A 21,105-nucleotide genomic window follows, 5' to 3' on the forward strand; every position below is an offset into this window, starting at 1 on the left:
TTACCCGGCCTACATAAGGGCACAGTCCCGTAGGCCCGGTAAGCAAAGCGCCACCGGGCAATAAAGGCCGCACTTACGCGAACAAATGCTCCGCATGGAAGCGGAGATGATCCTCAATAAAGGACCCGATAAAGTAATAGCTGTGGTCGTATCCCGGCTGAATGCGCAGCGTCAGCGGCCAGTCCTTCTGGCGCGCGGCTTCGGCAAACACCGCAGGCTGCAGCTGTCCGGCGAGGAACTGGTCCGCATCGCCCTGATCGATAAGCATCGGGATCGCATTTGCCGAGCTGCTGGCCAGCATCAGCGCACAGCTGTCCCATTCCTGCCAATTCGCTTCATCTTCACCCAGATAGTTCGTGAAGGCTTTCTGCCCCCACGGCACCTGCGTTGGGTTCACTATTGGCGCAAATGCCGACACGCTGACGTATTTTCCCGGATTTTTTAGCGCCATGATTAGCGCCCCGTGTCCACCCATGGAGTGTCCGCTGATGGCGCAGCGATCGCTTACCGCAAACCCGGACTGAATCAGCGCGGGCAGCTCGTCGCGAATGTAATCATACATGCGGTAGTGGCGCGCCCAGGGCTGCTCGGTTGCATTCAGATAAAACCCGGCGCCTTTGCCCAGGTCGTATCCTGCATCGTCGGCCACATCATCGCCACGCGGGCTGGTATCAGGCATCACCAGCGCAATGCCCAGCTCGGCGGCAAGTCGCTGCGCGCCTGCTTTGGTGGTGAAGTTTTCGTCGTTGCAGGTCAGGCCTGACAGCCAGAACAGAACCGGTGGATTTTCCGTCGGCGGCAGGAAAATGCTGAACGTCATCGCACAGTTCAGGACGGTGGAGTCATGCCGCCAGCGCTGCTGTCGACCTTCAAAACAACGGTGCTCTTCGAGCAGTTCCATGCAGGGCTCCTTAATGAGAATGCGTATTCATAAAAACCATAATACAGCCTTTTCATTGACCTGTGAGTAACTTTCACTTTCGCCAGGCGGCGAGATGCTGCATCATAAATTTACTTTTATTTAACAATTGGAGCCGTCATGGCGCTGCGTATTGCGCTCAGTGGGTTTGTCGTTCTGGTGGTGGCGATGGGGATAGGGCGCTTTGCCTTTACGCCTCAGGTGCCGCTCATGATTGCTGCCGGGCAGCTTACGCTGACCAGCGCGGGTTTGGTCGCGGCGATGAATTATCTGGGCTATCTGGTGGGCGCATGGGATGCCATGCGCGCGCACCGCTTTGTGGAAACGCGCCTCTGGCTTGGCATCACCGGTGCGGTTGCGCTAACGCTACTCTCCGCGGCGGCAGATAACGCCGTCGTGCACGGCCTGCTGCGCTTCGTGATTGGCTGCATGAGCGGCTGGTCGATGGTACTCATTGCCGCTTGGACCAACGAACGGCTGGGGCAGCTGGGTAAACCGGGCCTGAGCGCTGCGGTGTTTGCCGGACCGGGGGCGGGCATTGCCCTGAGCGGGCTACTCGCCGTCTATATCCAGGCAAAATCCCTTTCGGCCGGGGCGGCATGGCAAATCTACGGCGTGCTGGCGCTGGTGCTGATTGCGCTGGTGGCGCGCTACCTTCCGCGATCCGGCCAGCTCCATCGCCCCGGCACCGCGCCGGAGCCGCTGGTGCTGACGGCGGATTTAAAGCGCCTGGTCTGGAGCTACAGCCTGGCCGGGTTTGGCTATATCCTCCCGGCGACCTTCCTGTCGCAAATGGCGGCGGTGCGTTTTCCCGGCAGCCTGTTTGCCCAGTTTGTCTGGCCGATTTTTGGTATCGCCGCCGTGGTGGGCATTGCGCTCAGTATTCTTTTACGCCACACCTCAACGGCTAACCGCAGGCTGGCTATCGTGCTGTGGTTACAGGGGGCTGGCGTGCTGGCGGCCTGGCTGCTGCCGGGGATTGGCGGTTTGCTGACGGGCGGGCTGCTGGTGGGTGGCGGCTTCTTGTGTGCCGTTCAGCTCTCTCTTTTATACGGTCGCGAGCTGGCGCCAAACCACACGCGCTATATGGCAGGCCTGCTCACCACCGGGTATGCGATTGGGCAATTGATCGGCCCGATGACCTCGGCGTTATCAACCTGGCTTACCCACCGGCTGGAGCCCGCGCTGGGGCTGGCGGGCGTTGCGCTGTTCGTCGGGGGAGCCCTGGTCTGGAATCGTCGCGCTGAAAGGCAACAGCAATTGCAATAATTATCGTCGTGAATACTGGATTATGTGCGCCGCCTCACGCACAATGAGCGCATACTTTTGCCACAACGAGGGCAAAAGACGCCACACCTGCAGGAGAACAAAATGTCATCACTCAGTAAAGAAGCTGCCCTGGTCCACGAAGCCCTGGTTGCGCGCGGTCTTGAAACGCCACTGCGTCCGCCCGTACAGGATTTGGACAATGAAACCCGCAAGCGTCTGATTGCCGGTCATATGACCGATATCATGGAGCTGCTGAATCTCGATCTGAGTGACGACAGTCTGATGGAGACGCCGCACCGCATCGCGAAAATGTACGTCGACGAAATTTTCTCCGGGCTGGATTACGCCAACTTCCCGAAAATCACCGTCATTGAAAACAAGATGAAAGTGGATGAGATGGTGACGGTACGCGATATCACGCTGACCAGCACCTGCGAACACCATTTTGTGACCATCGACGGTAAAGCGACCGTGGCGTATATCCCAAAAGATACGGTGATTGGCCTGTCGAAGATCAACCGCATCGTGCAGTTCTTTGCCCAGCGTCCGCAGGTGCAGGAGCGTCTGACGCAGCAGATCCTGACCGCGCTGCAAACGCTGCTGGGCACCAATAACGTGGCCGTCTCTATCGACGCGGTTCACTACTGCGTGAAGGCGCGCGGCGTGCGTGATGCAACCAGTGCGACCACAACAACCTCGCTGGGCGGCCTGTTTAAATCGAGCCAGAATACCCGCCAGGAGTTCCTGCGCGCGGTACGTCACCACAACTAAGTCTTACAGGGCAGGAACCATGGAGCGAAACGTCACGCTCGATTTTGTTCGCGGCGTCGCCATTCTCGGTATCCTGCTGCTTAATATCAGCGCCTTCGGTCTGCCGAAGGCGGCTTATCTCAATCCTGCCTGGTATGGCGACATCACACGCAGTGATGCCTGGACGTGGGCCGTCCTCGATCTCTTCGCGCAGGTTAAATTCCTCACCCTGTTTGCCCTGCTGTTTGGTGCCGGTCTGCAACTGCTCCTCAAACGCGGTACGCGCTGGATCCAGTCGCGCCTGACGCTGCTGGTTCTCCTCGGCTTTATCCACGGCCTGTTCTTCTGGGATGGCGATATTCTTCTCGCGTATGGGTTAGTCGGGCTTATCTGCTGGCGTCTCATTCGCGATGCGCACAGCGTAAAAAGCCTGTTTAACACCGGCGCGATGCTCTACGTCATGGGGCTTGCCGTATTGCTGCTGCTGGGGATGATCTCCGGCGAGGCGACAAACCGTGCCTGGATCCCGGATGCCGCTAACCTGCAGTACGAACAGTACTGGAAGCTGAAGGGCGGTACGGAAGCGATAAGCAACCGCGCGGATATGCTGGGGGATAACCTCCTTGCGCTGGGGGCGCAATACGGCTGGCAGCTGGCGGGCATGATGCTGATGGGCGCGTCATTGATGCGCACCGGCTGGCTGAAAGGCGAATTCAGCCTGCGTCACTATCGGCGAACGGGTGCCGGGCTGGTGCTGCTCGGCGTGCTGATTAACCTCCCGGCGGTCATTACGCAGTGGCACATCCACTGGGATTACCGCTGGTGCGCATTCCTGCTCCAGGTGCCACGCGAGCTGAGCGCACCGTTCCAGACCATCGGCTACGCGGCGCTGATCTATGGCTTCTGGCCAACGCTTTCCCGCCTGTGGATCGTCAGCGCCATCGCCTGCGTGGGCCGCATGGCGTTGAGCAATTACCTCCTGCAAACACTGATATGCACCACGCTTTTCTATCGCTTTGGCCTGTTTATGAAATTCGACCGCCTCGCGCTGCTGGCGTTTGTTATCCCGGTCTGGGTGATTAACCTGGCGTTTTCTGTTCTCTGGCTACGTTACTTCCGCCAGGGACCGCTGGAGTGGGTGTGGCGTCAGTTAACCGCACATGCTTCAGGGGTATCATTGAGGAACACATCCAGATAACGATCTGGATCACAATCATTAACAAAACGGATGTAAGCGTTTTCATGAGTGTGAGCTTCTTCACGTAGTCCCCTTCCTCTCGCTGCCAAAATAGCCACCTTGCTAAACACAGGGGGTGTCTGTGAGTTGCTGCAATCCTTTGAAGGATGGTGAATATGATCACCATTCGTGACGTCGCCCGTCAGGCGGGCGTTTCCGTGGCTACCGTCTCACGCGTGCTCAACAAAAGCGCGCTGGTCAGCCCTGAAACCCGTGAAACCGTAATGAAAGCCGTGACCCAGCTCGGGTACCGGCCAAATGCCAATGCGCAGGCGCTTGCGACGCAGGTCAGCGACACCATCGGCGTGGTGGTGATGGATGTATCGGATGCCTTTTTCGGCGCGCTGGTGAAAGCGGTCGACGTGGTCGCCCAGCAGCATCAGAAATACGTCCTGATCGGCAATAGCTATCATGAGGCGGAAAAAGAGCGCCACGCCATCGAAGTGCTGATTCGCCAGCGCTGTAACGCCTTGATTGTCCACTCAAAAGCCTTGAGCGATGAAGAGCTAACCGGCTTTATGGATCAAATCCCGGGCATGGTGCTGATCAACCGCATCGTTCCTGGCTATGCCCATCGCTGCGTCGGGCTGGATAACGTCAGCGGCGCCATGATGGCCACGAAGATGCTCATCAACAACGGGCATCAGCGGATCGGTTATCTGGCCTCCAGCCATCATATTGAAGATGACGACCTGCGGCGCGAGGGGTGGCAAAACGCCCTGAAAGAGCACGGTATTACGCCGTCAGAAAGCTGGACGGGCACCGGTACGCCGGACATGCAGGGCGGTGAGGCGGCAATGGTCGAGCTGCTGGGCCGCAACCTGCAGCTCTCTGCGGTGTTTGCCTATAACGACAGCATGGCGGCAGGGGCCCTGACGGCGCTGAAAGATAACGGTATTGCGGTGCCGCAGCATTTGTCACTCATTGGCTTTGATGATATTCCGATTGCCCGTTACACCGACCCGCAGCTGACCACGGTGCGCTACCCCATTGCCTCTATGGCGAAACTGGCGACTGAGCTGGCGTTACAGGGGGCGGCAGGACTGCTGGATCCGGGCGCAACGCACTGTTTCATGCCGACTTTAGTGCGTCGTCACTCCGTCGCGGCCCGGCAAATTGTGGTTCCGATCACTAACTGATCACATCAGGTGATGTAACCGTTTTCAATCTGTGAGTAAATTCACAGTATCTTAACAAGGCGCTGACTATGATGTCAGCGTTTTAGGAGCTGAAACGCTATGTAACGGTGATTATTCACTTTCACTATAGCCAACGTGCCGCAAACAACGAATAAAACGCATTTCTGGAGCGTTACCGAACACGGAAGATAGAAATTTTATAAGTGAACTTCGGCTGTCAGTAACGTTTTATTAACACCTGCCCGCCGATCGTTATTCACAAGAACTACCCTGCATAAAAAAACCGGAGATACCATGAATAAGAAGGTGTTGACCCTGTCTGCTGTAATGGCAAGCATGCTTTTTGGTGCAGCAGCGCACGCTGCGGATACCCGTATTGGTGTGACCATCTATAAATACGACGACAACTTCATGTCTGTTGTGCGTAAAGCGATTGAGAAAGATGCGAAAGCAGCGCCAGACGTTCAGCTGCTGATGAACGACTCCCAGAACGACCAGTCCAAACAGAATGACCAGATCGACGTTCTGCTGGCGAAAGGCGTGAAAGCCCTGGCCATCAACCTGGTTGACCCGGCTGCAGCAGGCACGGTTATTGAAAAAGCGCGCGGCCAGAACGTGCCAATCGTCTTCTTCAACAAAGAACCTTCCCGTAAGGCGCTGGATAGCTATGACAAAGCGTTTTACGTCGGTACCGACTCCAAAGAGTCCGGTATTATTCAGGGCGATCTGATCGCCAAACACTGGGCGGCGAACCCGAACTGGGACCTGAACAAAGACGGTCAAATTCAGTTCGTGTTGCTGAAAGGCGAACCAGGACACCCGGATGCTGAAGCCCGTACCACTTACGTTATCAAAGAGCTGAACGACAAGGGTCTGAAAACCCAGCAGCTGGCGTTAGATACCGCGATGTGGGATACCGCTCAGGCGAAAGATAAGATGGACGCGTGGCTGTCCGGCCCTAACGCGAACAAAATCGAGGTGGTTATCGCCAACAACGATGCGATGGCAATGGGTGCGGTAGAAGCGCTGAAAGCGCACAACAAATCCTCCATTCCTGTGTTCGGCGTGGATGCGCTGCCGGAAGCACTGGCGCTGGTTAAATCTGGTGCAATGGCCGGTACCGTTCTGAACGATGCCAACAACCAGGCGAAAGCGACCTTCGATCTGGCGAAAAACCTGGCCGACGGTAAAGGTGCGGCTGATGGCACCAACTGGAAAATTGAAAACAAAATCGTTCGCGTACCTTACGTGGGCGTAGACCAGTCCAACCTGGCTGAGTTTATCGGTAAATAAGTTAGTTGTTATGTCTCCACTGGGCGCAATTCGTTGCGCCCATTTATAACGCGATATGCGAGGCCAACAAGGTATAATTATGGTCAGCACAAATACTCAGTCGTCCGGTGAATACTTGTTGGAAATGAGCGGGATCAACAAGTCCTTTCCCGGTGTTAAGGCACTCGATAATGTTAATTTAAAAGTGCGTCCTCACTCTATTCACGCCTTAATGGGTGAGAACGGTGCGGGTAAATCAACATTATTAAAATGTCTTTTTGGGATCTATCAAAAAGATTCTGGCAGCATTCTTTTTCAGGGGAAAGAGATCGATTTCCATTCAGCGAAAGAAGCACTGGAAAACGGTATCTCGATGGTTCACCAGGAATTAAACCTGGTGCTGCAGCGTTCAGTCATGGATAACATGTGGTTGGGGCGTTATCCAACCAAGGGTGTCTTTGTCGACCAGGACAAAATGTATCGCGACACCAAAGCGATTTTCGATGAGCTGGATATTGATATCGATCCGCGCGCCCGCGTGGGAACATTATCCGTCTCCCAGATGCAGATGATCGAAATCGCCAAAGCGTTCTCCTATGATGCGAAAATCGTGATCATGGACGAACCGACATCGTCATTAACGGAAAAAGAGGTTAATCACCTTTTTACCATTATTCGTAAGCTAAAAGATCGCGGCTGCGGCATTGTGTATATCTCCCACAAAATGGAAGAGATCTTCCAGCTGTGCGATGAGATCACCATCCTGCGCGACGGTCAGTGGATTGCCACGCAGCCGCTGGAAGGGCTGGATATGGACAAGATCATCGCCATGATGGTCGGCCGTTCCCTGAACCAGCGCTTCCCGGACAAAGAAAACAAGCCGGGCGAAGTGATCCTGGAAGTGCGCAATCTGACCTCGTTACGCCAGCCGTCCATCCGCGATGTCTCTTTCGACCTGCACAAGGGTGAAATCCTGGGGATTGCCGGTCTGGTCGGTGCAAAACGCACCGATATCGTGGAAACCCTGTTTGGCATCCGTGAGAAAGCGCAGGGCACCATTACGCTGCACGGAAAGAAAATTAACAACCACAACGCCAACGAAGCCATTAATAATGGTTTTGCGCTGGTGACGGAAGAGCGTCGTTCGACCGGTATTTATGCCTATCTGGATATTAACTTTAACTCGTTAATTTCTAACATTCGCAATTACAAAAACAAAGTCGGACTACTGGATAACTCCCGCATGAAGAGCGATACCCAATGGGTTATTGACTCCATGCGCGTGAAAACGCCGGGACACCGCACCCAAATTGGTTCGCTGTCAGGCGGTAACCAGCAGAAAGTCATTATCGGACGTTGGTTATTAACCCAGCCAGAAATTCTGATGCTGGATGAACCAACCCGCGGTATTGACGTCGGCGCGAAGTTTGAAATTTATCAGCTGATTGCCGAGCTGGCGAAAAAGAATAAAGGGATCATTATTATTTCTTCCGAAATGCCGGAATTGTTAGGGATCACAGATCGTATTCTGGTTATGAGCAATGGTCTCGTTGCCGGTATTGTTGACACCAAAACGACAACGCAAAACGAAATTTTGCGTCTTGCGTCTTTGCACCTTTAAGATCAGGGGCTCCTCATGAGTGCGTTAAATAAAAAAAGTTTTCTCACTTACCTGAAAGAAGGCGGTATTTACGTTGTTCTTTTAGTACTGCTGGCTATCATTATTTTCCAGGACCCTACGTTCTTAAGCCTGCTGAACCTGAGTAACATTCTGACCCAGTCCTCCGTGCGTATTATCATTGCGCTGGGCGTGGCGGGCCTGATCGTGACCCAGGGGACGGACCTTTCTGCCGGTCGCCAGGTGGGTCTGGCGGCGGTTATCGCGGCAACCCTGCTGCAGTCGATGGAAAACGCCAACAAGGTCTTCCCGGAAATGGCCACCATGCCGATTTTCGTGGTGATCCTGATTGTCTGCGCCATCGGTGCGGTGATTGGTCTGATCAACGGTATTATCATCGCCTACCTGAACGTGACGCCGTTTATCACCACGCTGGGTACGATGATCATCGTTTACGGTATCAACTCACTGTACTACGACTTTGTCGGTGCTTCACCTATCTCGGGTTTTGACAGCGGCTTCTCGACCTTTACGCAAGGGTTTATCGCGCTGGGCAGCTTCCGCCTGTCGTATATCACCTTCTATGCGCTGATCGCGGTGGCCTTCGTCTGGATCCTGTGGAACAAAACGCGCTTTGGTAAAAACATCTTCGCAATCGGCGGTAACCCGGAAGCGGCGAAAGTCTCCGGCGTAAACGTTGCCCTGAACCTGCTCTTCATCTATGCGCTGTCCGGCGTGTTCTACGCCTTCGGCGGGATGCTGGAAGCGGGCCGTATCGGCTCTGCAACCAACAACCTTGGCTTCATGTACGAGCTGGATGCGATCGCAGCCTGCGTGGTGGGCGGCGTCTCCTTCAGCGGCGGTGTGGGTACGGTACTGGGCGTGGTGACCGGTGTGATCATCTTCACCGTCATCAACTACGGGTTGACCTATATCGGCGTGAACCCGTACTGGCAGTACATCATCAAAGGCGCCATCATTATCTTCGCGGTCGCGCTGGATTCACTGAAGTACGCGCGTAAGAAGTAATTGCTCCTCGCGTTATCCGGCCCGCTCATCGAGCGGGCTTTTTTATGCCTTATGCCAGCTGTGACTCCTCTCGGGTCACAATGCGTTCAAACCAGTCGAGTTCAGAGAGCTTGCAGGCGACCCACTGTTCGGAAAAGGCGTCGCCCAGGCTGTCGGTGAGGTACTGACAGCGGGCAAAGGTCTCAATCGCCTCCTGCTGAAACAGCGGCAGTTCGGGCTGCTCGTCCTGCGGTTCGGGCAAATCCTCCTCGTCGATGTTTTCCAGCCCGTACAGCATGCCGGTCAGGATAGCGGCTGCCACCAGATACGGATTGGCATCAGCCCCGGCCAGCCGGTATTCGATACGACGGTTGTGGTCATCCGAGCAGGGAATACGCAAAGCGGCGGAGCGGGTGTTATAGCCCCAGGAGTTAAATACGGGTTCCGTCAGGTTTTTACGCAGGCGACGAAACGCGTTGACGCCCGGCGCAAGAATGGCGATTGAGGCGGGCATCAGCGCCAGCTGGCCCGCGATGCACAAACGCATCATGCTGTTAAGCGCCTTCACCGGGGAAGCAAAGACGTTTTCGCCGTGACGATTGTTCAGGCTGAAATGGAAGTGCAGGCCGCTGCCGGACAGCTGGCTGAAAGGCTTAGCCATAAAGTTGGCCTGCAGGCCGTGCTTTTCGGCAACGTACCGGGTCAGGCGACGAAGCGCCAGCACGTTATCGCAGACCTCAACGACGCGATGGCCGTGCTTCAGGTTTAATTCGTACTGACCGGACTCGGCCTCCGCCACGATCCCGGACAGCGGGATGCGCTGCAGGTGCGCCAGCTGTTCCAGCTCGTCAAACAGCGCCGCGTGGGCTGTCGTAGTATCCATGTGAAAACAGCCCTGATTTTGCGGATCCCGATCGTCATGCCCCGTCAGATAGAACTCGATTTCCGGGGCAACCACCGGGAAGAGGCCGTGCTGGTGGAAGCGGGCCAGCACGTTCTGCAGTATCACGCGCGGCTCAAGCGGGCAGGGGTTGTCGTCGCTGTCTTTCATCGTCAGCAGGATCTGCGCGTTGTGCTGCGGATCCTGCGGGCAGGGGCGCAGGGAGCCGGCGACCGGAACGCAGAGTCGGTCCGGTTCATCATGAAGCGGGGCGGAGATTTTTCCTTTCTGATCCATCGAGTAGACCGAAAGGGGAAAATAACAGCCTTTTTCCAGGGTCAGCATGCTCTCCACCGACAGACGCTTGCCGCGCATCGTGCCGTTGATATCGTTCAGGTAAACGTCTACATGTTTCGTCTGCGGGTAACGTTCCAGATAATCTGCCACTTCCACTGAAATGTTGTGCTGCAGGGCGTCAATTTTTTCATCAAGCCACAGACCGGAATTAAGTGCGCCAGGAAGTGATAAACCGGGAAAGTTAAAATACGGACGGAGACTTTTGAGGAAAAACGCATTCATTATCGAGTTCATAGTCATTCTTCAATGAAGCCGTAGCGGCAGTGAACTCAGCTTAAAAGAGCCGGCGTAAAGGGGGGATAAAAAGCGTCAGGCCCGGCGTAAAGAAAGTATAAAGGCGGGCCTGTTATTTCTCTTTTTTCTGCATATCAAGCAGCTGTTCGGGCGTGACGGCCGGGTAACCCTGCGCGTCTTCCGGTACTTCATGCATCGCCGGAATGGGCACCAGCGGGCCTAAAAAGCGCGGTTCGCGTTTGAAAATATACAGGTCTGCCAGAGCGCCAAAACGAGCGCCGAACTCGCGGACGCGCACGCTCAGCATATCTTTTGGCGACGGCACCGCGTAACACTGCGCCTGAATGCCCATATGCAGCGCGATAAACAGCGCGCGCTCGCAGTGGAAGCGCTGGGTGATGATGATGAAGTCGTTGGTGTCGAAGACTTTGCGCGTGCGCACGATGGAGTCCAGAGTGCGGAATCCGGCGTAGTCGAGCACGATGTCGGCAGGATCGACGCCCGCCGCAATCAGGTCCTTCCGCATCGTCACCGGTTCATTGTAGCTTTGCAGGGCGTTATCCCCGCTTAACAGCAGGTAGTTTACCTTGCCACTGTTGTAGGCGTTCAGCGCGCCCTGAATGCGGTAACGGTAATACTGGTTAATGACGCCGGTGCGGTAATACTTGGCGGTGCCGAGGACCACGCCAACCTGACGATAGGGCAGGTCCTGCAGGTCATCAAAGATGTAGGGGGCGGTTTTCCAGCTCATCCAGCGGTCGAGACCCAGCACGATCAACAGCAGTATGCCGACCAGGACAGACAGGCTGTAAAAAACGCGCTTTAACATGGAGATGGCTCGTTCGTGGATGAAATTTAACTCAGGCTACTTTACCCGCCTGGTTAGCGCAAGAAACAGCGACTCAACTGAGGGGTTTTTCAGCAAACTGGCGGGCATTTCTGCCCGCCGGAAGGTTCAGGCAAGCAGTACGCGGTCAATTGTCGTACAGCCTAACGCTTTGAGCGTTGCGGCGGTGGCATCCCACTGGATCAGTGGCGCATCGGCAATCTCAGCCAGAACGGCGCGCTGAATGTCCCGATAGTCATAGCCGTTCAGGCTCAGCAGGTTAAGCGCGCCCTGCAGCGGTGGCAGGGTTGGGTTAAACGCGGCGTTTTCCGCATAGCTGCCGCTAAAGATCCGGCCATCACGGCACTGCAGCGCCACGCCGCTCGGGGACTTGCTGTACGGCGTGTGGCTCTTGTTGGCCGCGCGAATGGCCGCCTGGTTCAGGTCATCGCCGGACGGGGCGTAACCGTGGTCCTGATCGTCCATCAGAAGCGTTTTGATCTCCAGATCTTTCGGGCCAAACGCGTCAGGCAGATAATCCCCCAGCGTGTGCGGCGCGCGGCCCGGCAGGTTGATGCGCAGCTGCAGTCCGCTGTTCAGCTCGTTCATAAACTGACGGCAGTGGCCGCAGGGGGTGTAGTTAACGGTAATGGCGCTCAGGGCTTTTTCACCGCGCAGCCAGGCGTGGCTGATGGCGCTCTGCTCGGCGTGAACGGTCTGCTGCATGGTCGCGCCCAGGAACTCCATGTTGCCGCCGAAGTACCAGGTGCCGCTGACGCCGCGCGCAATGGCCCCGACGTTAAAGTGGGAGAGATCGGCCCGCGCGCAGGCGGCGGCCAGAGGGAGCAGTGCGAAAGCCAGCGCGTCTTCGTCCAGTCCCGTTGCCTGTTTCAGCATCGTGACCTGCTCCGCGGTCAGCAGGGCGGGGAAGTGTGCATCTGCCAGAACGGGAGCCAGGGCTGACTGCAAATTCTCTGCAAGCTGGGCGAAAGCAGCTTGAAAACGTGGGTGCATGGCGTTTGCCTCATAAAGGTTAATGGATCGGTAGTTTACGGAGCCGTCAGGGCTTTATATGTGATCCACTTCTCATTATGTATGCAACTTATGAAATCAAAATGAAATTTGCGCGACGCATCGCAAATTTTAGCCCATCACCGCCAGAATCAGCGGGAAAATGAACGGGGCCAGCAGGGAGGTGATAATCCCGCAGATCACCAGCGCCAGCGAGCTAAACGCCCCTTCCTGATAGTCCAGCTCCGCACAGCGTGCAGTGCCCAGGGCGTGGGAGGCGGTCCCCATCGACAGTCCACGTGCCGCTTTAGTATGAATACGCATGCCGTTCAGCAGGGTGTGACCAAACACCGCGCCGAGTATACCGACGAAAATGACGCACATCGCGCTAATGGCCGGGATCCCGCCGAGGCTGCCACCCACTGCCATCGCGATAGGCGTGGTCACCGATTTAGGCAGAATAGAGGCGGCAATCTGCGGGGAGGCCCCCATCAACAGCGCCACCGACGTGCCGGTGATCATCGCCACTAGGCTGCCCACAAAACAGATGGTAATGATGGATTTCCAGCGGGCGCGGATCTGGTGGAGCTGCTCATATAAAGGAAAGGCGAGCGCCACAACGGCGGGCTGCAGCAGGTCGTTTAAAATTTTGCTGCCGGCAAAGTAGCGTTCGTAAGGAATGCCGGTGAGCAGCAGGAACGGAATAATGACCACCATCGCCACCAGCAGCGGGTTCAGCAACGGCATTTTGAAACGAGCGGCAAGCTTGCGCGCGGCGAAGAACACCACCAGGGTTAACGGCAGCGACCACCAGATATTGGCCATCATTTTTTTGTTTTCTCCCCAACCACGTTACGTTCACCGTGCACCAGGTGCGAACTCCAGCTCACCACCAGGAAAACCACCAGCGTGCTGACCGCGCAGGAGACCACAATCGGGCCGAACTGGGTTTTGAGCAAATCAAAATACTGCATAACCCCGACGCCGATAGGCACGAAAAGCAGCGCCATATAGCGAATGAGGACGAAGCAGCCGGGGTTGACCCATTTTGCGGGCAGGATTTGCAGCGCCAGCAAAACAAAGAGGATCAGCATGCCGATAATGCTGCCGGGAATGACGATGGGCAGCAGCGACGCGATGAATATCCCGGCATACAGGCAGGCGTATATCAGGACGAATGCGCGCAGATATTGCCAGATAATGTTCAATGATTTGCTCATGGTGATAGTCCTTGCTGAAACGCATTCATCATACAATTAAACCTAAAAATGTGCCACGGATCACATCATGAAATTTGAGCATACCAGACATTCCAGAATGGAACGTCTGGTATCCCCTTACAGGGGCAGGCTACAGTTTAGAGGAAAGGGCGTGCGGTGGCGAAGTGACGAGCCAGAGAATGCATCAGCGCGAGGCGGTCAGTTTATCGAGAAAAGAAAACAGCACCTGATTCATTTCGCGATAATCATGCGAGCGAAGTTTTTCCGCCGTTTCGACAAAACGAAATTCAGCCGCGCGGCGGAGATCGTTCTGCGAATGTTCAATCAGCAACTCAACGACCTCCGGCGTCAGCTCCATATGGCACTGAAAACCGTAAACCCGTTCGCCATATTGCACGATCTGACGGGGACAGCCCTCGCTGTAAGCGAGCACCTTAGCCTGCGGCGTCAACCCTGGCATGTCGTTATGCCAGTGACCGACGCTCAGCTCGTGGCCAAAATCCTCAAACAGCGGGTTGGCCTTGCCTGCCTCTGTGAGCCTGACGGGAAATTTGCCGATCTCTTTTTCCGGGCTATGGCAAAACGCTGCGCCCAGCGCTTCACCGATAAGCTGTGAGCCCAGACAAACGCCAATCACCGTTTTACCCGCCTCTACTGCACGGCCAATGAGCCGCATTTCCGCCTGCGCATCGAACCAGGGGCACTCCTTAAGCGTGGTGGCAGGTGACTGCGGGCCTCCCATGATGATAAGCAGGTCTGTGCTCTCCAGGTCTTCGGGTAACGGATCGCCCTGATAAACTCTGGAGTAGCTCAGGCTACAGCCGCGGTTTTCCCCCCAGATTTCATAGGCGCCTGGCGCTTCGAAATGTTCATGAATGATAAAATGAATGTGCATTGCGTCTCTCTCCGGTTACGTGTACAAGCAGCATCATAAGAGGAAGGGAGGAATGTGAAATGCCAACCGTTATCGATAAAACGCCAATTCACGACGATGCCATCGGATGGTCCAGAGGGGCAATTAGCTATACGCGCGGCGAAGTGGATCCGCCTCACCGGCATTCACAGGGGCAACTTTTGTTTGCCATTAAAGGGGTGATGCTGGTCGAAACCGGCAATAAGCGTTGGGTCATACCGCCACAGCGCGCGCTGTGGATCCCTCCCTTTCAGGAACACACCTACAGCGTGTTATCCACAACGGAGCTCCGCGCGGTCTGGTTTAGCCCGGCGCTGATAGCGCAATGTGAGCCTTTTAAACGGAAAGAGGAGGTTCACGTGATTATGGCGACAGCGTTGTTCAAAGAGCTGATTGCCGGGCTGTTCAGCGCGGAATACCGGCCGGCAAGCCAGCGCAGCATGGCCGTTTTGCTGCTCGACATCCTCAGCGAGGCGCAGCAGATTTCGGCCGAATTACCGATGCCCGTTGATGAGCGGTTACATCGCGTTGCCTGTGACATCATTGCCAACAATCTCTGGGACGTTTCGATGGAAAGGCTGGCGGAACAGGCCGCGATGTCTGAACGCACATTTTCACGCGCGTTTATCAAAGATACAGGGTTTAGCTTCCGGGCCTGGCGACAGCGCGCAAGGATTTGTGCCTCGCTGGACCTGCTCGCAAACGGATACCCGGCTAAGCAGGTGGCCTGGATGCTGGGGTTTTCTGGTCCGGCGGCATTTGCGGCGGCGTTTCGCGCCATTGTCGGGGCAACGCCGGCTGACTTTTTCCCTGAACAGAAGCGCTTCCCAGCGATATAGAGAGCGGCTACTATAGCGCGTCTTTTTTCACAGGTACTGCTATGCGTGTTTTACTGGCCCCAATGGAAGGCGTGCTCGACTCCCTCGTGCGCGAGCTTCTGACCGAGGTGAACGATTACGATCTCTGCGTGACGGAGTTTCTGCGCGTGGTCGATATGTTGTTGCCGGTAAAATCCTTCTTCCGCCTGTGTCCCGAGCTGCACAACCAGAGCCGGACCTCTTCCGGCACGCTGGTGCGTATTCAACTGCTCGGCCAGTATCCCGAATGGCTGGCGGAAAACGCCGCCCGCGCGGTTGAGCTGGGCTCTTACGGGGTGGATCTCAACTGCGGCTGCCCGTCGAAGCTGGTTAACGGCAGCGGCGGCGGGGCGACGTTGCTGAAAGATCCTGAGCTGATTTATCGCGGCGCGAAAGCCATGCGTGAGGCCGTGCCTTCGCATTTGCCGGTGACGGTGAAGGTGCGCCTGGGGTGGGACAGCGACGCGCGGCAGTTTGAAATTGCCGATGCGGTGCAGCAGGCCGGGGCCACCGAGCTGGTGGTGCATGGCCGCACCAAAGAGGATGGCTACAAAGCCGAACGCATTAACTGGCAGGCTATCGGTGAGATCCGCAAACGCCTCACCATTCCGGTGATCGCCAACGGCGAAATCTGGGATTACGAGAGCGCGCAGGCCTGTCTGAACGCCACCGGCTGCGATGCGGTAATGATCGGTCGCGGCGCGCTGAATGTGCCCAACCTCAGCCGGGTGGTGAAATATAACGAGCCGCGGATGCCGTGGGCAGACGTCGTCACGCTGCTGCAAAAATACAGCCGTCTGGAAAAGCAGGGCGACACCGGCTTGTATCACGTCGCGCGAATTAAACAGTGGCTGAGCTATTTACGCAAAGAGTACGATGAAGCGCTGGGGTTATTTCAGGAGATTCGGACATTACAGACTTCTGCTGATATTGCCCGGGTGATTCAGTCCAAATAATAAGCGTTAAATTGCTCACACTTTTTTAAACCAGAAAACAGTTCAGGTTTTCAACGTGGCGCGACGGTGTTAAGGTGCCACTGTTTTCAACGCAGGATTGTTACTGGTTAACAGGCAAAACCTAAGCGTTTCACAGCATTTTCGCTGTGGAGCGCTTAGGTTTTTTTTTGCCTGTCGTTTACGCAGGAGAGACATTTGGCTTAGCGCTTTTTACCGATTTTAAAAAAATGAAATCTCGACAGGAAATAGAAAATTTCCTGCGGCCGGTTACGCACTCAATACTCAAGCACAGGTTGTTATCATGGCATATAAAAATAAACTCTACGCGTTCGCCTTATTGGCGATATCCCCGCTGTCGATGGCGCAGGACTGGAACGGAACGGTATTAGGATTTGAAGCTCCGCCGGAGCCTGTTCTGGGCGAAATGCTCGGCATACGTAAAATCCTTAACGATAACGGTTTTACCTATAACCTCGGATACCTGAATGAAATTGGCTGGAACGGCGGTGGCGGATATAACCACGACTCCCACGTGGCCTATATTGACCAGTTTGCGCTGACCTTCAACCAGGACCTGGAGCGCTGGACCGGTATCCCGGATGCGCGCATCGAGGGGAACATCGTCAACCGTAACCACAATGACGACCTCACCACCAAACGCGTGCAGGACCCTCGCGTCAACTTTAACGACCTGACCCAGGAGAGCTGGGGCGGACAGTCGATTACTCGTCTCGGCTGGCTGACCTTTGCCCGCAGCTTTGACGACCGGCGTCTGACCTGGCGCATCGGGATGATGAACAAGGTGCAAACCTTCGATCAAATTATCCCCTGTGATTTCCAACTGCTGTCGCAGTGCGGCGGGAAGTCAGCCAACTCGCTGACCTGGAACAACTGGAACGTTCATACCTGGGGCACCACGCTGGAGTATAAGCTCACGCCAGCCGTCACCTTAAAAGGCGGCGTGATGGAGCAAAATCCTGACGCCTCCAGCCGCAGCCACGCCTGGAGCTGGTCGACGAAGGGCAGCAAAGGGGTCTTGCTGCCGGTTGAAATCGAAGCGCGTCCGCTGATTAACGGCCTGCCGGGCGCGTACAACCTGGGCGTGGTGTTTACCAACGCGCCGCAAACCGATCTCTATCGCGGCAAATCCGGCGGGGCGGGTGCGACGGATCCGGACGGGTTTGATACCCACAGCCGGACCTGGTTCATGTACGCCGGGCTAAATCAGCAGCTTACGCAGCATCCGGATGACCCGAATCGCGGGTTGAGCACCTCTTTCAGCATGAGCCTTGCGGATCAGAGCACTAACTACATGCATCAGGTTTACGCCGCCTCGCTGCGCTATCGGGGGCTGTTTGATGCGCGACCGGAGGACTGGATTGGATTTGGCTTAACCTGGATTGATATGAGCAGCCATTACGCCCGCAATCAGCGTTACCTGAACAGCCTGAGCGGCGATAGCGATTACACCAATCCGGCATATCACCCGGTGCCGGGCCATTCCCTGAACGGCGAGTTTTACTACCGTTTTCGTCCGGTGTCATGGCTTGAACTGCAGCCGGGCATTCAGTACTGGCACCATCCCGGCGGGGTCAGTCGCACTCAGGATGCCTGGGTCACCGAGCTGAAAACGGTGGTGAGCTTCTGATATCAGCGTAGCAAGTTCGATCCGCGTCACGTTTCTGATGCGTGACGCATTGAGGCTACGAATGAAACTGATAGAGTGCCAGAACTGGATTGTTACTGCTTAGGCAGGCAAAACCTGATTTTCTGGCATCTGCCGGAGGTCAGGTTTTTTTGTTTCTGGGGTTCAGATGAAAATCGCCAAGATACTCAATAATAACGTGGTGGTTGTTCAGGATGAGCGCGGGCGCGAACAGGTGGTGATGGGCCGCGGGCTGGCCTTTCAGAAGCGCGTCGGTGAAGCGCTGGATACCGCGTTGGTTGAAAAGGTGTTTGCGTTACAAAGCGATGAGCTGGTGCGTCGACTTGGGGAGCTGCTGAGTCAAATTCCGCTGGAGGTGATGACCACCTGCGACCGCATCATCGGGCTGGCGGCGCAGCGGCTGGGCAAGTTGCAGGAGAGTTTGTATATCACCCTAACCGATCACTGCTACTTTGCGATTGAGCGGCAGAAGAACGGGCTGGCCATCAAAAACGTGCTGCTGTGGGATATTAAACGGCTGTATCCGAAGGAGTTCGAATTAGGGCAGGAGGCGCGGGCCATTATCGCCAGACGCCTTAACGTCGAACTGGAGGAGGATGAGGCCGGGTTTATCGCGCTGCATCTGGTCACCGCGCAGCTGAACAGCGAAATGCCGGAAGTGATGCACGTGACGCGGGTGATGCAGGAGATCCTGCAGCTGGTGAAGTATCAGCTGCAGCTTGAGTACGATGAAGACTCGCTCAGCTATCAGCGTTTTGTCACGCATCTGAAGTTTTTTGCCCAGCGGATGCTGACCCGCACGGTGGTGGAAGATGACGACGTCTCGCTGCATACCGCGGTAAAAGACAACTACGCGAAAGCGTGGAAATGCGCTGAGAAAATCGCTCAGCACCTGAACAAAAGCTATCAGCGTGAGCTGACAACCGAAGAAATTATGTTCCTCGCCATTCATATCGAGCGGGTGAGAAAAGAGGGGCGTTAAGCCTCAAAACAGGATTGTTACTGCATCACGCAGGCAAAACCTGAGCGCGGCCTTCGTAAGAAGGACGTTCTCGGGTTTTTTTATTTTTTGTACTCAGTCAACAGGTGCCTGCAGGCATCGGATGTAAGGAAATCGAGATGGAATACCAGGCTTTAGCGAAGGATATTCTCGGCCACGTTGGCGGAAAAGAGAACATCGTCAGTCTTGTACACTGCGCCACCCGGCTTCGCTTCAAACTAAAAGAGAATCAACGGGCGGATGCGGAAGGGCTGAAGAAAAACCCGGGCGTGATCATGGTGGTCGAAAGCGGCGGCCAGTTTCAGGTGGTGATTGGCAACCACGTTCACGACGTGTGGCAGGCGGTGCGCAATGAAGCAGGCCTTACCGATGACGCGCCAGCAGTGGAAGAGAAGGGCGACAAGGGCAACCTGCTGGGTCGCCTGATCGACATCGTCTCCGGGATCTTCACCCCGTTTATCGGTATTCTGGCCGCGTCCGGTATTCTGAAAGGGCTGCTGGCCCTGGCCGTGGTGTGCGGCTGGCTCAGCACCGAGAGCGGCACCTATAAAATCTGGTTCGCCGCCAGCGACGCGCTGTTCTTCTTCTTTCCGCTGGTGCTGGGCTATACCGCCGGGAAAAAATTCGGCGGCAACCCGTTTATTACCATGGTGATCGGCGGGGCGCTCACCCATCCGATGATGATTGCGGCGTTTAACGCAAGCCAGCAGCCGGGGGCGGTTTCCGAGGCGTTTCTCGGCATCCCGGTGACCTGGTTTAACTACAGCTCGTCGGTGATCCCAATCATTCTCGCCGCGTGGGTCAGCTGCTGGCTGGAAAAACAGAGCACCAGGCTGCTGCCGTCCTCGATGAAAAACTTCTTCGCGCCGCTGATCTGCTTAGGATTAACCGTGCCGCTGACCTTCCTGGTGATTGGCCCGCTGGCGACCTGGCTCAGCCAGCTGCTGGCCAACGGCTACCAGTGGATTTACGTCCTGGCACCGTGGCTGGCGGGCGCGGCGATGGGCGCGCTGTGGCAGGTCTGCGTCATCTTCGGCCTGCACTGGGGACTGGTGCCGCTGATGATTAACAACCTGGCGGTGCTGGGGCATGACTCCATGCTGCCGATGCTGCTGCCCGCGGTGTTTGGCCAGGTCGGCGCGGCGCTGGGGATCTTCCTGCGTACCCGTGACGCGCGTCAGAAAATGCTGGCCGGGTCGTCCGTGACGGCGGGGATCTTCGGCATCACCGAGCCCGCAGTGTATGGCGTAAACCTGCCGCTGCGCAGACCGTTTATTTTCGGCTGCGTGGCGGGGGCAATCGGCGGCGCGATTGTCGGCTTCAGCGACACCCACGTGTACTCTTTTGGCTTTGCCAACGTCTTTACTATCGCCCAGATGATCCCGCCGGGTGGGGTAGACGCCACGCTGTGGGGCGGCATTATCGGCACCGCGGTGGCGCTGGTGCTGAGCTGCGTCCTGACGCTGGCGGCGGGCATGCCGGCACGCTCAGCGCCCGAGGCGGTTGCGCCAGCGAGTGAAAACGATGTGCTGGCACCGATGACCGGCACCGTGCTGGCGCTCGATCGGGTGCCCGATACCACCTTTGCCAGCGGCCTGCTGGGCAGCGGTGCCGCGATCATTCCCTCCGACAACAGGGTGGTTGCCCCGTTTGCGGGCGTTGTTGCCTCGCTGTTTCAGACCAAACACGCCATCGGCCTGCTCAGCGACAGCGGGATTGAAGTGTTAATCCACGTGGGGATCGACACCGTGAAGCTCGACGGCAAGCCGTTTACCGCCCACGTGAAGGTGGGCGACAGGGTGCAGCCGGGCGACCTGCTGCTGGAGTTTGACCGACAGGCGATTATCGACGCCGGATACGACCTGGCGACCCCGATTATTATCAGTAACAGCGACGAGTATCGCGAGGTGGCGACCGTGGCGGCAACGTCCGTCAACGCCGGTGCACCGCTGCTCAGCGTAAGCCATCAATAA

At 56.3% G+C, this 21,105-nt stretch carries 18 protein-coding genes and 1 pseudogene; 12 read left to right on the top strand and 7 right to left on the bottom strand.

The window, feature by feature from the left end; all coding sequences use genetic code 11:
* Nucleotides 1–73: 73 nt before the first annotated feature.
* Nucleotides 74–901 (bottom strand): S-formylglutathione hydrolase, encoded by an 828-nt coding sequence (fghA, locus tag KIF87_RS05940; protein ID WP_213328184.1) that lies wholly within the window; start codon nucleotides 899–901, stop codon nucleotides 74–76.
* A 138-nt stretch (nucleotides 902–1,039) separates the two neighbouring features.
* Between fghA and KIF87_RS05945 the strand changes: the two genes are divergently transcribed.
* The 7 genes from KIF87_RS05945 to mglC all read left to right on the top strand — a co-directional run bounded on the left by KIF87_RS05945 (nucleotide 1,040) and on the right by mglC (nucleotide 9,233).
* Entirely contained in the window at nucleotides 1,040–2,188 is a 1,149-nt protein-coding gene (locus KIF87_RS05945; protein ID WP_032658970.1) for a YbfB/YjiJ family MFS transporter, read from the top strand.
* 102 nt (nucleotides 2,189–2,290) lie between these two features.
* The gene (folE, locus tag KIF87_RS05950) at nucleotides 2,291–2,959 is read left to right on the top strand and encodes a GTP cyclohydrolase I FolE (RefSeq protein WP_008500927.1); all 669 of its coding nucleotides are present in this window, start codon (nucleotides 2,291–2,293) and stop codon (nucleotides 2,957–2,959) included.
* Between the two features lie 19 nt (nucleotides 2,960–2,978).
* On the top strand, nucleotides 2,979–4,136 hold the full coding sequence (gene yeiB / locus KIF87_RS05955; protein ID WP_213328185.1) for a DUF418 domain-containing protein YeiB: 1,158 nt from the start codon (nucleotides 2,979–2,981) through the stop codon (nucleotides 4,134–4,136).
* A gap of 155 nt (nucleotides 4,137–4,291) precedes the next feature.
* Complete coding sequence (galS, locus tag KIF87_RS05960; protein ID WP_213328186.1) at nucleotides 4,292–5,314, top strand: HTH-type transcriptional regulator GalS; 1,023 nt, start codon at nucleotides 4,292–4,294, stop codon at nucleotides 5,312–5,314.
* Nucleotides 5,315–5,608: 294 nt separating this feature from the next.
* On the top strand, nucleotides 5,609–6,607 hold the full coding sequence (gene mglB / locus KIF87_RS05965; RefSeq protein WP_063143782.1) for a galactose/glucose ABC transporter substrate-binding protein MglB: 999 nt from the start codon (nucleotides 5,609–5,611) through the stop codon (nucleotides 6,605–6,607).
* A 79-nt stretch (nucleotides 6,608–6,686) separates the two neighbouring features.
* Nucleotides 6,687–8,207 carry a galactose/methyl galactoside ABC transporter ATP-binding protein MglA gene (mglA, locus tag KIF87_RS05970; protein ID WP_029740402.1) on the top strand — a complete coding sequence of 507 codons (1,521 nt, stop codon included), beginning with the start codon at nucleotides 6,687–6,689 and terminating at the stop codon, nucleotides 8,205–8,207.
* 15 nt (nucleotides 8,208–8,222) lie between these two features.
* Nucleotides 8,223–9,233 carry a galactose/methyl galactoside ABC transporter permease MglC gene (gene mglC / locus KIF87_RS05975; protein ID WP_029740401.1) on the top strand — a complete coding sequence of 337 codons (1,011 nt, stop codon included), beginning with the start codon at nucleotides 8,223–8,225 and terminating at the stop codon, nucleotides 9,231–9,233.
* Between the two features lie 49 nt (nucleotides 9,234–9,282).
* Here the strand turns inward: mglC and KIF87_RS05980 are convergent, their stop codons facing one another.
* From KIF87_RS05980 to KIF87_RS06005, 6 genes are all read right to left on the bottom strand, one after another.
* A complete protein-coding gene (locus KIF87_RS05980; RefSeq protein WP_213328233.1) occupies nucleotides 9,283–10,671 on the bottom strand; it encodes a glutamine synthetase family protein in 1,389 nt (462 codons plus the stop codon).
* A 124-nt stretch (nucleotides 10,672–10,795) separates the two neighbouring features.
* The gene (gene sanA / locus KIF87_RS05985; RefSeq protein ID WP_008500918.1) at nucleotides 10,796–11,512 is read right to left on the bottom strand and encodes an outer membrane permeability protein SanA; all 717 of its coding nucleotides are present in this window, start codon (nucleotides 11,510–11,512) and stop codon (nucleotides 10,796–10,798) included.
* A gap of 126 nt (nucleotides 11,513–11,638) precedes the next feature.
* Nucleotides 11,639–12,523: a cytidine deaminase gene (gene cdd / locus KIF87_RS05990; RefSeq protein WP_213328187.1), complete on the bottom strand. Its 885-nt coding sequence runs from the start codon at nucleotides 12,521–12,523 to the stop codon at nucleotides 11,639–11,641.
* A 129-nt stretch (nucleotides 12,524–12,652) separates the two neighbouring features.
* On the bottom strand, nucleotides 12,653–13,348 hold the full coding sequence (locus KIF87_RS05995; protein ID WP_063143785.1) for a CidB/LrgB family autolysis modulator: 696 nt from the start codon (nucleotides 13,346–13,348) through the stop codon (nucleotides 12,653–12,655).
* Nucleotides 13,345–13,740: a CidA/LrgA family protein gene (locus KIF87_RS06000; RefSeq protein WP_213328188.1), complete on the bottom strand. Its 396-nt coding sequence runs from the start codon at nucleotides 13,738–13,740 to the stop codon at nucleotides 13,345–13,347. Before KIF87_RS06000 ends, KIF87_RS05995 begins: the two co-directional genes overlap by 4 nt.
* A 184-nt stretch (nucleotides 13,741–13,924) precedes the next feature.
* Entirely contained in the window at nucleotides 13,925–14,635 is a 711-nt protein-coding gene (locus tag KIF87_RS06005; protein WP_213328189.1) for a type 1 glutamine amidotransferase, read from the bottom strand.
* Between the two features lie 59 nt (nucleotides 14,636–14,694).
* Here KIF87_RS06005 and KIF87_RS06010 point away from each other — a divergent pair, with 59 nt between their 5' ends.
* The 5 genes and pseudogenes from KIF87_RS06010 to bglF all read left to right on the top strand — a co-directional run bounded on the left by KIF87_RS06010 (nucleotide 14,695) and on the right by bglF (nucleotide 21,105).
* The gene (locus KIF87_RS06010; protein WP_213328190.1) at nucleotides 14,695–15,492 is read left to right on the top strand and encodes an AraC family transcriptional regulator; all 798 of its coding nucleotides are present in this window, start codon (nucleotides 14,695–14,697) and stop codon (nucleotides 15,490–15,492) included.
* A 41-nt stretch (nucleotides 15,493–15,533) separates the two neighbouring features.
* Nucleotides 15,534–16,466, top strand: coding sequence for a tRNA dihydrouridine(16) synthase DusC (gene dusC, locus KIF87_RS06015; RefSeq protein WP_213328191.1), 933 nt, complete (start codon nucleotides 15,534–15,536; stop codon nucleotides 16,464–16,466).
* Nucleotides 16,467–16,824: 358 nt separating this feature from the next.
* A complete protein-coding gene (locus KIF87_RS06020; RefSeq protein WP_502757624.1) occupies nucleotides 16,825–18,114 on the top strand; it encodes a carbohydrate porin in 1,290 nt (429 codons plus the stop codon).
* A gap of 166 nt (nucleotides 18,115–18,280) precedes the next feature.
* A complete protein-coding gene (gene licT, locus KIF87_RS06025; RefSeq protein ID WP_032658940.1) occupies nucleotides 18,281–19,114 on the top strand; it encodes a BglG family transcription antiterminator LicT in 834 nt (277 codons plus the stop codon).
* Nucleotides 19,115–19,138: 24 nt separating this feature from the next.
* Nucleotides 19,139–21,105: pseudogene (bglF, locus tag KIF87_RS06030) on the top strand (PTS beta-glucoside transporter subunit IIABC).

The sequence above is a fragment of the Enterobacter sp. 120016 genome (genome assembly GCF_018383635.1).
GTDB classification, from domain to species: Bacteria; Pseudomonadota; Gammaproteobacteria; order Enterobacterales; family Enterobacteriaceae; genus Enterobacter; species Enterobacter asburiae_D.